At 62.8% G+C, this 12,669-nt stretch carries 12 protein-coding genes; 3 read left to right on the plus strand and 9 right to left on the minus strand.

What is annotated here, in order from left to right; all coding sequences use genetic code 11:
* Positions 1 to 191 precede the first annotated feature (191 nt).
* The 6 genes from NKI01_RS17595 to NKI01_RS17620 form a co-directional block, all read right to left on the minus strand.
* Positions 192 to 698 carry an L-2-amino-thiazoline-4-carboxylic acid hydrolase gene (locus tag NKI01_RS17595; protein ID WP_352849367.1) on the minus strand — a complete coding sequence of 169 codons (507 nt, stop codon included), beginning with the start codon at positions 696 to 698 and terminating at the stop codon, positions 192 to 194.
* Entirely contained in the window at positions 695 to 1,486 is a 792-nt protein-coding gene (locus NKI01_RS17600) for an ATP-binding cassette domain-containing protein (RefSeq protein ID WP_352964066.1), read from the minus strand. Before NKI01_RS17600 ends, NKI01_RS17595 begins: the two co-directional genes overlap by 4 nt.
* A complete protein-coding gene (locus NKI01_RS17605; protein ID WP_352918462.1) occupies positions 1,483 to 2,370 on the minus strand; it encodes an ABC transporter ATP-binding protein in 888 nt (295 codons plus the stop codon). Before NKI01_RS17605 ends, NKI01_RS17600 begins: the two co-directional genes overlap by 4 nt.
* The gene (locus NKI01_RS17610) at positions 2,367 to 3,197 is read right to left on the minus strand and encodes an ABC transporter permease (protein ID WP_023722306.1); all 831 of its coding nucleotides are present in this window, start codon (positions 3,195 to 3,197) and stop codon (positions 2,367 to 2,369) included. The genes NKI01_RS17605 and NKI01_RS17610 overlap by 4 nt, the downstream gene beginning before the upstream one ends.
* Positions 3,194 to 4,180, minus strand: coding sequence for an ABC transporter permease (locus NKI01_RS17615; RefSeq protein WP_352964069.1), 987 nt, complete (start codon positions 4,178 to 4,180; stop codon positions 3,194 to 3,196). The genes NKI01_RS17610 and NKI01_RS17615 overlap by 4 nt, the downstream gene beginning before the upstream one ends.
* Before the next feature lie 282 nt (positions 4,181 to 4,462).
* Entirely contained in the window at positions 4,463 to 6,073 is a 1,611-nt protein-coding gene (locus tag NKI01_RS17620) for an ABC transporter substrate-binding protein (protein ID WP_352484964.1), read from the minus strand.
* A 364-nt stretch (positions 6,074 to 6,437) separates the two neighbouring features.
* Here NKI01_RS17620 and NKI01_RS17625 point away from each other — a divergent pair, with 364 nt between their 5' ends.
* On the plus strand, positions 6,438 to 7,625 hold the full coding sequence (locus tag NKI01_RS17625; RefSeq protein WP_352484965.1) for a M24 family metallopeptidase: 1,188 nt from the start codon (positions 6,438 to 6,440) through the stop codon (positions 7,623 to 7,625).
* Positions 7,626 to 7,637: 12 nt separating this feature from the next.
* Here the strand turns inward: NKI01_RS17625 and NKI01_RS17630 are convergent, their stop codons facing one another.
* From NKI01_RS17630 to NKI01_RS17640, 3 genes are read right to left on the minus strand one after another with little or no spacing between them, the layout of a single operon-like run.
* A complete protein-coding gene (locus tag NKI01_RS17630) occupies positions 7,638 to 8,057 on the minus strand; it encodes a cupin domain-containing protein (protein ID WP_023722310.1) in 420 nt (139 codons plus the stop codon).
* 16 nt (positions 8,058 to 8,073) lie between these two features.
* On the minus strand, positions 8,074 to 8,913 hold the full coding sequence (locus NKI01_RS17635) for a phosphoenolpyruvate hydrolase family protein (RefSeq protein ID WP_352484966.1): 840 nt from the start codon (positions 8,911 to 8,913) through the stop codon (positions 8,074 to 8,076).
* An 11-nt stretch (positions 8,914 to 8,924) separates the two neighbouring features.
* On the minus strand, positions 8,925 to 10,121 hold the full coding sequence (locus NKI01_RS17640; protein ID WP_023722312.1) for a Tm-1-like ATP-binding domain-containing protein: 1,197 nt from the start codon (positions 10,119 to 10,121) through the stop codon (positions 8,925 to 8,927).
* Between the two features lie 107 nt (positions 10,122 to 10,228).
* On the opposite strand from NKI01_RS17640, the gene NKI01_RS17645 reads away from it, so the two are divergent.
* Both NKI01_RS17645 and NKI01_RS17650 read left to right on the plus strand, forming a co-directional pair.
* Positions 10,229 to 10,924 carry a TetR/AcrR family transcriptional regulator gene (locus tag NKI01_RS17645; RefSeq protein ID WP_023722313.1) on the plus strand — a complete coding sequence of 232 codons (696 nt, stop codon included), beginning with the start codon at positions 10,229 to 10,231 and terminating at the stop codon, positions 10,922 to 10,924.
* Positions 10,925 to 11,283: 359 nt separating this feature from the next.
* Complete coding sequence (locus NKI01_RS17650) at positions 11,284 to 12,600, plus strand: ABC transporter substrate-binding protein (protein ID WP_023722314.1); 1,317 nt, start codon at positions 11,284 to 11,286, stop codon at positions 12,598 to 12,600.
* Positions 12,601 to 12,669: the final 69 nt, after the last annotated feature.

Consider the following 12,669-nt stretch of genomic DNA (forward strand, 5'->3'; position numbering starts at 1 on the left):
TCACCACCGTGCCATGGCCGCTCGCCCTTCAGAGCAAGCGCCGTTCTCTCTCCAAAACTTTTTGCAGAACCTTCAGGACACTATCATCAAAACCCCCGGTTGCCTTGCGGCGCCGGGGGTTTTTGTTTGGCTCTGCGCTGCCCAACGGGACGGAGCTTTACGTCTTCGCCGACATGGCTCGAACTGCAGCTCTAGCCGGCATCCCGGTTGGTCAAGGCGATGTGGCAGCAGCCGGAACCGTGGCCCGGCGTCCAGGTGACGTTGTCGAAGCGCACTCCGGTGGCCTCGAACAGGCCGCGGTCGAAGGCGCCGGCGATGCGGCAGAGCGTGGCGAGCTTCTTGTCGCCAACGCCAGCTTCGACCCAAGCGTCCTTCAGCGGACAGCGCTTGACCTTGAAGGCGATGCGGCCTTGGCCGCGTTCGACGTCGGTCGGATACATGCGGCCGCCATCCGGGCTGACGGCGAGGAACGCCTCGCCGATCGCCGTTGCGTCGTTCGGGCCGAAATCGGCGAAGGCCGACGCCGCAACCTCCTTGCCGCGCCGTTCGATGGTGCGGATCATGATAGCCTCAGCCTTTTCCGCGCCAACTTCCGCGGTTAGCTCGTCGAGCAACAGACGATAGAGATCGGCGCGGTTACGGAAGGCGGAATCGAGTTCGCGCGACAGTTTTTCGGCTCGGGCTTCGACGTCGGTCATGATGCGTCCTGTTCGATCCTTGACAGTCTTGGCGCTGCCGCCACCAGCGCCTTGCCGATCGCGGATTGCGGCGCGTCGATGACGGTACGGGCATCGCCGCTCTCGGCAATGCGCCCGGCGTCCAAAATGGCGACCCGGTGAGCGATGGCACGGACGACACCGAGATCGTGCGAAATGAATAGATAGGCGATGCGCTCTTCGCGCTGAAGGTCAAGCAGCAGCCGCAGGATCTGCGCGCGCACCGAAACGTCGAGCGCCGACACGGCCTCGTCGAGCACGACCAGCGACGGTTTTGTGGCGATGGCGCGGGCGATGGCGACTCGTTGGCGTTGGCCGCCGGAGATTTCGTGAATGGCGCGGCCGGCGAGACCGGGGCTGAGGCCGACGCGCTCCAGCAGAGTGGCAATACGGCGCGGGCGCTCGGCACGAGAGGCAATGTGATGGATGCGCAAGGGGTCGTCGAGCACACGCGCCACCGTGGTGCGCGGGTTCAAGGCGGCGAGCGGATCCTGAAACACCATCTGCAGACGAGCGCGCCGGTGGCGCAAGGCAGCGCCGTTCATTGACAGGAAGTCGCTGCCTTCAAATTCGATATGGCCGGCGTCGGGTTCGATGAGCCGCAGCATCAGCCGGGCTATCGTCGACTTGCCGCTGCCTGAAGGTCCGGCCAGCGCCAGCGTCTCGCCAGCTTCGATGTGGAAGGAAACGTTATCTGCCGCGGCAATGATCTTGCCGCCGCGAGGGTATCGTTTGGTCAGGCCGGAAACGGCGAACAGAGGACTGGTCATGTTCGCTGCAACAGCGGCTCGGCGTCGAGGCCGAGATGAGCGTCAAGCAGCGCCCGAGTGTAAGTGTGCCGCGGCGCACCGACGACCTGCGCCGTCGCACCGAGTTCGATCAATTCGCCATTCCGGAACACGGCGATGCGCCCCGCCAGCTCAGCGGCCAGCGCGATGTCGTGGCTGACGAACAACAGCGTCATGCCGTCCTCGGCCACCAATTGCCGAATTAGCGCGACGATCTCGGCCTGCACGATGGTGTCCAGCGCGCTGGTCGCCTCATCGGCGATCAGCAGTTTCGGGCCGGACGCGATTGCCGCGGCGATGGCGACGCGCTGCTTCTGGCCGCCGGAAAGCTGGTGTGGAAAGGCATGCATAGCCGCATTGGAGTCGGGCAGACGGACCCGTTCAAGCAAGTTTTGGGCCTTCGCGTAGGCTTGCGGCCAATTGAGGCCGAGGTGGGTGTAGGCGACCTCGGCGATCTGCTTGCCAATTGGCATCACCGGGTCAAGGCTCGCCGATGGATCCTGGAAGATGAAGCCGATGTCACGGCCGCCGATTGAAGCATGGTCGCGAAGACTTGCAGGCTGACGTCCCGTCGCACCCCCCTCTGTCCTGCCGGACATGTCCGGCAGGACAGAGGGGGGTGTCTTGGCACCAGACATTGGCGGCGGGCGCAAGAGCCAATCGATGCGGCCTTCGATCCTGGCAGAACCCGGCAGCAGCCCGGCAATGGCAAGCGCCAGCGTGCTCTTGCCCGAACCGCTCTCGCCGATGATGGCAAAGCGCTCGCCGGCGGGAATGTCGAGGCTGACACTCTTTAGTGCCGTCACCTCGGAGCCATCGCGGCGATAGGTCACCGTCAGATTGCGGATCGAAAGCAGCGCCGTCACGACAGGCCCCTCCTCACCGCCGTCGTCTCGACGACGCCTTCGCCGGCGAGATACACACCTAGCACCGTGAGCACGAGTGCTATTCCCGGAACGATCGACAGGAACGGCGCGGTGCGCAGCACGGCACGGCCTTCGGCGATCATGCCGCCCCAGGTAACGCGGTTGGGGTCGCCGAGGCCGAGAAAGGACAATGCCGCTTCGGTGAGAATCGCCGCGGCGACGATCACCGACGACAATGCCAGTACCGGCGGCAATGCGTTGGGCAGCACCTCGCGAAAGGCGATCTCCAGCGGATGCATGCCGATGACGCGGGCGCCCGCTACAAAATCGCGCTCGCGGATCGACAGCACTTCGGCTCGCGCCACGCGTGCCGGTCCGGTCCAGGCGCCCAGTGCGATCGCCGCGACGACGACGCCGAGCGACGGCCCGACGATGCTGACGAAAGCCAAAGCCAGCAGAAAAGCTGGCACGGTCTGGAAAGCGTCGGTGATGCGCATCAGCACTTCGTCGATAAGGCCGCCGGCAAAGCCGGCCAGCGTGCCGATCACTGCGCCGACGGCAAGGGCGGCGGCGGCGGCCGCCAGGCCGACCGCCAGCGAGGTGCGGGCGCCGTGGAAAAGCTCGGCCAGCATGTCACGGCCGAGGCGGTCGGTGCCTAGTGGTAGCGACCAGTCCTGGAACGGTGGCAGCAATGCCGGCCCGGCAATGGCCTGCGGATCGCCGGGAAAGAACAAAGGTGCGGCAAGCGCCACGGCAAACAGCGCCGCCAGGATGACAATGCCGGCGATCGCTTCCGGCGTCCGGAGAAAACGGCGAAGCGGGTTCACGCGCCGGCCTCATTGGCTCCGACGCGCGGATCGAGGACGGCGTAGGCGATGTCGACGAGAAGGTTGATGATGACGACCAGAACGGCGCTGACGAGAATGATGCCGAGCAGCAACGGCGTGTCGCGTGCCGCCACCGCTTCCTGCGCCAATCGGCCAAGGCCTGGCACCGAAAAGACGCTTTCGATGACGACGCTGCCGCCCAGCATTTGCGCGGACTGCAGGCCAAGCATGGTGACCAGCGGCAACAGCGCGTTGCGGGCGACATGGGCGAGCACGACGCGACGGCGGGAAAGTCCCCTGGCGCGAGCGGCGAGGACAAAATCCTGCCGCCAGACCTCGGCCATGCCGGCGCGCATCATGCGCAGATAGAGCGCGAGATAAATGAAGCCGAGCGCGGAGACCGGCAGGACGAGATGGCGGGCGATGTCGCCAGCGCGATCAAGGCCGGTCCTGGCCGAGGCGATGCTCTCGATGCCGCCGATCGGAAACCAGCGCAGGTCGACGGCAAAGACGATGATCAGCACCAGCCCGAGCCAGAAGCCCGGTATGGCATAGACCGCCAGCGAGCCGATAGACAGGAAGCGATCACGGACGCTGCCGGGTCTGGCGCCGGCATAGATGCCGAGCACCGAGCCGAGTCCGAAGGAGAGCGCGGTGGCGCTGCCCATCAACAGCAGCGTGTTGGGCAGGCGCTCGGTGATGACAGCGCGGATCGGCCGTGAAAAGGTGACGGACTGGCCAAGGTCGAGATGCAGCAGCGCCCAAAGGTAATTGGCCAGCCGCGTCAGCTCAGATTGGTCGAGCCCCCAGCGGTGACGCAACAGCTCGATCATGCCGGCGTCGCCGCCGGTCGAGACGATGTAGGCATCGACCGCATCGCCGGGAGCGGCTTCGAGCAACAGGAAGGTGCCGATGACGACAATCAGCAACACGAAGATGCTGCCGACGAGGCGACGGCGAAGGAGGGTGAGGGCGCGGCTCATGGCGGCGCCGGGTGCTTGGCGCAGTGGCAATTAGGAGATGCGGTGTTTCTTCCCACCCCCCTCTGTCCTGCCGGACATCTCCCCCGCAAGGGGGGAGATCGGATGTCATTAGCGATTTCGCCAATCTTCAACGCAGCAGGCAAATAAGCCGACGTTGCGGCCAGCCAATCTCCCCCTTTGCGGGGGAGATGTCCGGCAGGACAGAGGGGGGTGTGAAGGAACTCGGTATTTGACCAAGTTTCCACACGGATTTCGGCGCGAATTTTCATCCGCCAGAATGTGTCACGATTCTAAATAGGTGTCCGCCCAGTTCGACACCGCCCAGCGCGGGGTGTTGGCGATGTTCTTGACCGTATCGCGGGCGACGCTGATGAAACTCCATTCGGCGACGTTGATCAGTGGCAGGTCGGCGGCAACTTTTCTCTGGAACTCCTTGTAGAGTTCGGTGCGGGCGGCGGTGTCAAGCGTCTCCGATGCCTTGGCGATCAGAGCGTCGAGATCGGCGTTCTTGTAGCCGCCCTGGTTGGAGAAAGGCACCCCGTCGGGAATGCCGCTCTGCACCAGGATGGTGGTCGAGATCGCCGGATCGCCGCGGAACACCGGCGGCCCGACCGCAAGGTCGAAGGCGTGGTCGGTGTAAACCGCCTTGATATGCGCGGCAGAGTCGTTGTTGACCAGCTGGGCGTCGATGCCGATGGCGGCGAGCGCCTGACGAAGATAGTCGCCGAACTGCTTGGTCTCGTTGAAATAGGGCGCCGGCAGCAGTTTCAGCGAAAAGCGCTTGCCATCATCGCCTCGGCTGTAGCCGGCCTCGTCGAGCAAGGCGTTGGCCTTGGCGACGTCGAAAGCATAGGTCGGCACGTCGGCGGTGTAGAATTGCGGGTCGTTTTTCGGCACCGGGCCAGTGGCGGTGGCGGCATAGCCGAGAAACACCGTCTTGACGACGAAATCCTTGTCGATAGCGTGAGCGATCGCCTGGCGCACTTTCAGGTCGGCCAGCTCCTTGCGGCGATGGTTGATCTCGACGACCAGTTGGTAAGTCAGCCCTTCGTATCCTTTGGTGATCACCTTGAGGCCGGGCACTTTGGAGATGCGGTCGAGATCGGCCAGGGGCACGGCGGAGAAGGCGGCGAGCTGGATCTCTTCGGCCTCGAGCGCGCTGGCCGCCGACGTGCGGTCCGGCAGCACCTGATAGATGATCTCATCGAGATAGGGCTCGTCCTTGCCCCAATAGTCGGTGTTCTTCTCCAGCCGGTAATATTCGCCGGGCTTGTATTCGGCAAATTTGAACGGTCCGGTGCCGACCGGGGCGTTGTTGGCCGGGTTGTCCTCGATCTTTCCGGTCTCGTAGATGTGCTTGGGCACCACGCTGCTCAGCGCCGGCAAGGCGTTGCGGATCAGCTGGAACGGGGTCGGCTTGGCGAATTTGAACACGGCGGTCGCCTCGTCCGGCGTGTCGACCGCCTCCAGATCCTTGAACACGGTGCGGCCGAGATTCTGCAGCGGTTTCCAGACCTGCAACGCCGAGAAGGCGACATCGGCTGAGGTGAAGGGCTTCCCGTCATGCCATTTGACGTCCTCGCGCAGTTTGAACGTCACCGACAGGCCGTCGGCGGCGCCTTCCCAGCTGAGCGCCAGCCGTGGCTCGAGCCCGTCCTTGCCGCCGAAGGAGGCCTCGGCCAAGGTTTCCACGATCTTGCTCGAGATGAAGAAGACGCCGTTCGAGGCGACAATCGCCGGATTGAGATTGCGCGGCTCGGAATCAGCGGCGACAACCAGTCGTCCGCCCTTTTTCGGCGTCTGCGCCCAGCCGATCGTCGGCATGGCGGTGGAGGCCAGCAGCAATGCCGAACCCGCAAGCATCGTACGCCTGGAAATGGTGAACTCTGGCATGATCGAACTCCGTCCTCTCCGCGACCCGGCCGGGTGCGCCGTACCCCTCGGACGCTCGTGAGCATCCTGCAAAGCTGATTATGGCCCTTGTCCGGGGTTTCGCCAGAGACGGAATTGGCGCATCCTCACGTGGCTTTGAAATTTCCGTCCGCTGGACCAGTTACAGGGAAGCGGTCCAATGCGCTGATCTGGCCGGACCAGATTAGACCATGCCGGTAGCGGAATGAGCTTTTGGCGCCCGCTCGACCCATTCTGGCTGGACCAGACCGGGCAAAATGATGCAGATTTGAGGGGAGCCAAGGCTCTAAAACCAGAAAGGCCGTCGCCACGTGCGGTCGGTCATGGCACTTCAGGGAGAGAGACAATGAACGTTGCTCCGGGCAAGAATGTCGTCGGCAGCGTGCCGTTCGACCAGGCCAGGGTGGACGGGCTGATGGAGGAAGCCGGCATCGACGTGCTGCTCGCCACCTCCAAGCACAACACGCAATATCTGCTTGGCGGCTACAAGTTCATCTTCTTCGCCGCCATGGATGCGATCGGCCATAGCCGCTATCTGCCTGTCGTCGTCTACGAGAAAGGCGGGCCGGAGCATGCCGCCTATATCGGCAACCGCATGGAGGGCGGCGAGCACCAGAACCATCCGTTCTGGACGCCGACACTGCATGCCGCCTGCTGGGGCACGCTCGATGCCGCCAACCTGGCGGTCGAGCATTTGCGGAAGATCGGCAAGGGCAACGCCCGCATTGGCATCGAGCCCGCCTTCCTGCCGTCCGACGCCTATATGCTGATCCGCAACGCGCTGCCGGACGCCAAGCTGATCGACGCCACGCACATGCTGGAGCGCATGCGAGCAATCAAAACCGAAGCCGAGCTGGAGAAGCTGCGCATTGCTTCGGAGCTGATCACCGATTCCATGCTGGCGACCATCGGCTGGGCACGCGAAGGCACAACCAAGAGCGAGATCATCGAACAGCTCAGGCGCGAGGAGACCAATCGCGGCGCGCATTTCGAATATTGCCTGTTGACGCTAGGCTCCAGTCACAACCGCGCGGCCTCGCCGCAAACGTGGAAGAAGGGCGAGGTGATGTCGATCGATTCCGGCGGCAACTACCACGGCTATATCGGCGACCTTTGCCGCATGGGCGTGCTGGGTGAGCCTGACGCCGAACTCGAGGATCTGCTGGCCGAGATCGAGACGGTGCAGCAGGCGGCCTTCTCCAAGGTAAAGGCGGGCACGCTGGGCGGTGACATGATTTCTCATGCCGAAGGCGTGCTGAAGAAATCCAAGGTTGCGGCCTATACCGATTTCTTCGCGCATGGCATGGGGCTGATCACGCACGAAGCGCCGTTCCTGATGACCAACCATCCGGTGACCTATGAAGGCACCTATGCCGCAAAGCCGCTGGAGAAGAACATGGTGCTTTCGGTCGAGACGACCATGCTCCACCCGACGCGCGGCTTCATCAAGCTGGAGGACACGGTGGCGGTGACCGGCGCCGGTTACATTATGTTCGGCGATCGGGGTAGGGGCTGGAACAGGGGCGGGGCTTAGGCGCCGTCTATCTCAATTCCCACCTGACGGCAGCAGCCTGAAATCCGGCAGGTCGCGCAGTGCCAATTCCGGCCCGGCCGGCGAATAGACGACGAAAAGCTGCATCGGCGCGTCGCCGGTATTGAGCGTCGAATGGAAGCGGCTTTCCGGCACATAGATGGTGCAACCGGGGCCGACCTTCTCGACGACCGGATTGCCCTTCTCGTCTTCGACCATCTGCTCGCCATTGCCTGAGATGACGAAAATGATCTCCTCGGCACCCGGATGGTTATGACGCGTATGGCCCTTGCCCGACGGCAGGTCGACGACACCACCGGAAAAGCGCTTCGCGCCGTTCACTTCGGGAGCGACCGTCAGCGACAGCCTGCCCCAGTCGAAGCCGAAGGCGCTGACGTCTTTTGGGTATACGAACACCTTGCTGTTGTCGGTCATCGTCTCACCCCTTCTTCTACGCAGCGCCGAACGTGACGGCCTTGAAATCCGCCGTTTGCCTGGCGATCGAAGCTTCCGCCGGCAGCCGTTCCATCGAACTCGCGCCGTAGAAACCGTGCAGGCCCTTGCAGCGCTCGAGAATATATTTGGCGTCGTCCGGCATCGAGATCGGCCCGCCATGGCAAAGCAGGATGATATCCTCGCGCACTGAGCGTGCCGCTTCGGCAATGGCGTCGATCTCCTTCACACAGTCGTCCAGCGATTTAGCCGAGGTCGCACCGATCGAACCGCCGGTGGTCACCCCCATATGGGCGACGACGATGTCGGCGCCGGCTTGTGTCATGGCGCGAGCCTCGTCTGGATTGAAGACGTAGGGCGTGGTCAACAGGTCGAGTTTGTGAGCCTCGGCGATCATGTCGACCTCGAGCCCGAAGCCCATGCCGGTTTCTTCAAAACTCTGCCGCATCTGGCCGTCGAACAGGCCGATGGTCGGAAAGTTCTGCACACCGGAAAAGCCCATCGTCTTCAACTCGGCCAAAAGCAGCGGCATGATGACGAAGGGATCGGTGCCGTTGACGCCGGCCAGCACCGGCGTCTTCTTCACTACCGGCAGCACTTCGTAGGCCATCTCCTTGACGATCTCGTTGGCGTTGCCATAGGCGAGCAGGCCGGCGGCCGAGCCGCGCCCGGCCATGCGGTAGCGGCCGGAATTGTAGATGATGATCAGGTCGATGCCGCCAGCTTCCTCTGCCTTGGCCGACAGGCCGGTGCCGGCACCGCCGCCGACGATCGGAACGCCGTCCGCGATCATCTTGCGGAATTTCTCCAGGATTTTCTTGCGCGGTATGGCGGCCATATCTTGGTGTCTCACTGTCTGGCGATGTCGAGGAAGGCCGTTGTGGCGGCCCAGGCGAATTCGGGGTCGTTGATATGCAGCGGCAGGCGCAGAACGCGCCGCGTTTTGGCGGGTTTGATGGTGCGCTCGATCGCCTCGAACAAAGCTGCATCGGCTTCAGGGTCGAAGAAGGCGCCGCCTTCGATGTCGAGCGCCGACACGCCTTTCTCCGGAATGAGGAAACGAACCGGACCCTGGCAGAGGCTCAGCCTTGTACCGATCCATTCGCCGATCATTCTGCTTTCGTCGGCGGTGGTGCGCATCAGTGTGACGTTTGGATTGTGCTCATAGAATAGCCGGCCGCGATAGCGTTCCGGAATTGTTGGCGGCGCCCAGAAATTGACCATGTCGAGCGCGCCGACCGAGCCGACATAAGGCAGCCCGGTGCGGGCGATGGCACCAAAGCGATCGTCCGTCGCCGGCAGCACGCCGCCAAACAGCAAGTCGCAGACTTCGGTCGTGGTGATGTCGATGACGCCGGACAACAAGCCGCTGTCGGCCAATTTTTCCATGGTGCGGCCGCCGGTTCCAGTGGCATGAAATACCATACAGTCATAAGTCGAACGAAGTTCGTCGGCGATGGCGGTCACGCACGGCGTGGTGACGCCGAACATGGTGAGGCCTATCGAGGGTCTGCCGTCGGCCGGCGGCGCCGGCTTTGCCGCCATGCCTGATATCGCCTGGGCGGCATTGTGGAGCACGACACGGGAAAGCCGGTTGAGGCCGGCCATGTCGGTCACCGACGGCATCATGACGATGTCGGAGACGTCGACATAAGGCGCGGTGTCGCCGGAGGCCAAGGTCGAAACCATGATCTTGGGCAGGCCGAGCGGCAGCGTGCGCATGCCTGTGGTGATGATCGAGGTGCCGCCGCCACCGCCGATGCCGATAATCCCGGCAATATCGCTACGCGATTGAACAAATCGGGCAAAGGCGGCAGCCATCGCCGCCACTGCGGTGCCGTGGTCGTCGACGCCGAGCACGGCATTGCGACCCTCTGAATGGTGGCTGGCGACCTCGTCTGCCGAAACATCGACCGGCACGGTCGCGCCGCGTGTTCCGATGTCGACACGGGCAATCGAAGCGCCGGTTGCGGCGACCGCATCGGCCAGAAAAGCGAGTTCCTCGCCCTTGGTGTCGGCGGTGCCCACCACATAGATGCGCTTCATCGCGTTTCCCCGGTCCTGGGCGTGTTCGACGCTGCCGCCCCTTTGCCCGGCCATTCGACGGCGCGAAGGGCCATTGCAATTTTTTGAGACGCGCGTATCGTATTGACATGAATGTCTCACGTCAACAAGCGGCAACGGACGACGATGCCGGCCAGGGGCCGAACCCGCGGGTAGAGCGCGGGGCCCGCGCGCGCACCAGGCGGCTGATGCTGGAGACGGCGACAAAGCTGATGCAGGCGGGCGCCACGCCGTCGGTCAGCGAGGTGGCGGAGGCGGCGGAAGTCTCACGCGCCACCGCCTATCGGTATTTTCCGAGCCAGGCGGCGCTGGTGCAGGCGGTGGTCGATGAGGGGCTCGGACCGATCCTTACCTGGAAATCGAGCTCTGCCGATCCCGAGCGCCGGGTGGCCGAGCTGTTCGAGACCGCCATGCCGCGCATCGAGGCCTTCGAAGCGACGTTCAAGGCGGCGCTGAAACTGTCGCTCGACCAGTGGGCGCAGCGACAGGCAGGCACGTTTGACGGCGAACCGGCGTTCACGCGCGGCCATCGCGTCGATCTTTTGAAAGATGCGATTGCGCCACTCAAAGGCCGGTTGCCGCCGCGCGAATTCAAGCGGCTCGCGCAGGCGCTGTCATTGATCTTCGGTGTTGAGATGCTGATCGTACTGAAGGATATATGGGGATTGGACAGCCGCAGTATGATGTCGGTCGCGCAATGGGCCGCCAGCGCGCTGGTACGCGCAGCTGTGACGGAATCGATGATTGAAGGAGATGGGATCGCACCGATGACAGCCGCTAGATGACGCCAATCTGGTTCGACCAGATTTGCACCCTGCCTACTCATACTATTGGCGATGCAGCGGCCGAGGCAAGGCCCCTCTGTATCAAGGAGTAGGAAAATTCAGGGAAAACAGGCAGATATCGCAGAAACCAACTTGTCTGCGTGTCCGCCGCCGTCCAAGAAAGGGCTTGACGTTCGTCTGAAATTGGTAATACCAGATCAGGACAAATAAAGCGGATCAAAGGGTGAAGGCTAATATCCGTTTCGGTCGAACGAGGAGGCTCAAAAACCGGAACGGTGCCGTCACGGGAGGACTACCAGGGCCGGCCTCGCCGCCGGCTCGCATGACGCGGTAGAATGCGCACAAGGGAGGAAATCATTATGCGCAAGACAATGACCAGCTTGCTTGCTGGTATCGGCTTAGTGCTAGCCTGCGGAACGTCCGTCTACGCGCAGGAAAAGGAACTTACAATCTTCTGGGCGGAATGGGATCCGGCCAATTACCTGCAGGAACTCGGCAACGAGTACGAGAAGGAAACCGGCGTCAAAATCACGGTGGAAACCACACCGTGGCCCGACTTCCAGACCAAAGCCTTCACCGAGTTCAACGCCCATGGCGACGCCTATGATATGGTCGTCGGCGACTCGCAATGGCTCGGTGCCGGCTCGACCGGTGGCCACTATGTCGACCTGACCGACTTCTTCAACAAGCACAAGGTCGGCGACGTGATGGCACCGGCGACGGTGAAGTACTACGCCGAATATCCGGGCGGCAGCAGCAAGTACTGGGCCATTCCGCTTGAAGGCGACGCCGTCGGCTGGTCCTACCGCAAGGACTGGTTCGAGGATCCGAAGGAAAAGGAAGCCTTCAAGGCCAAGTATGGCTACGATCTCGACGTGCCGAAGGATTTCAAGGCGCTGCGCGACATCGCCGAGTTCTTCTACCGGCCGGACCAGAAAAAATACGGCATCGCCATCTACACCGACAATTCGTATGACGCGATGGCGATGGGCTTCGAAAACGCGCTGTTTTCCTTTGGCGGCGAGCTGGGTGATTATAAGACCTACAAGGTCGACGGCTTCATCAACTCCGACAAGGCGATCGCGGCGCTCGACGCCTACAAGGAACTCTACAAGTTCACGCCTCCGGGCTGGGCCAAGTCGTTCTTCGTCGAGGACAACCAGGCGATCACTGAAAACCTGGCCGCGATGAGCATGAACTACTTCGCGTTCTTCCCCTCGCTGATCAACGAGGCGTCGAACCCGAACGCCAAGAACACCGGCTTCTTCGCCAATCCTCCCGGCCCGAACGGGGACCAGTTCGCCGCACTCGGCGGTCAGGGCATCTCCATCGTTTCCTACTCGCAGAAGCAGGAAGAGGCGACCAAGTTCCTGGAATGGTTCATCAAGGACGAGACCCAGAAGAAATGGGCAGCGCTTGGCGGCTACACCTGCAGTGCCGCCGTGCTCAAGTCGCCCGAATTCCAGAACGCCACGCCCTACAACAAGGCGTTCTACGAGACCATGTTCAAGGTCAAGGACTTCTGGGCGGTTCCGGAATATGCCGAACTGCTGCAGCAGCTCAACCAGCGCATCTACCCCTACATGATCGGCGGCGAAGGCACCGCCAAGGAGACGCTGGACGCACTGGCAGCCGACTGGAACGCGACCTTCAAGAAATACGGCCGCGGCCAATAAGTATGAACCTTCACGGAGGGGGCGTTCGTGCCTCCTCCGTTTCTTTTTCTGATTCTTGAACCGGGAGCA

Origin of the sequence: Mesorhizobium sp. M0815 (assembly GCF_040319995.1) — a bacterium.
GTDB lineage: Bacteria > Pseudomonadota > Alphaproteobacteria > Rhizobiales > Rhizobiaceae > Mesorhizobium.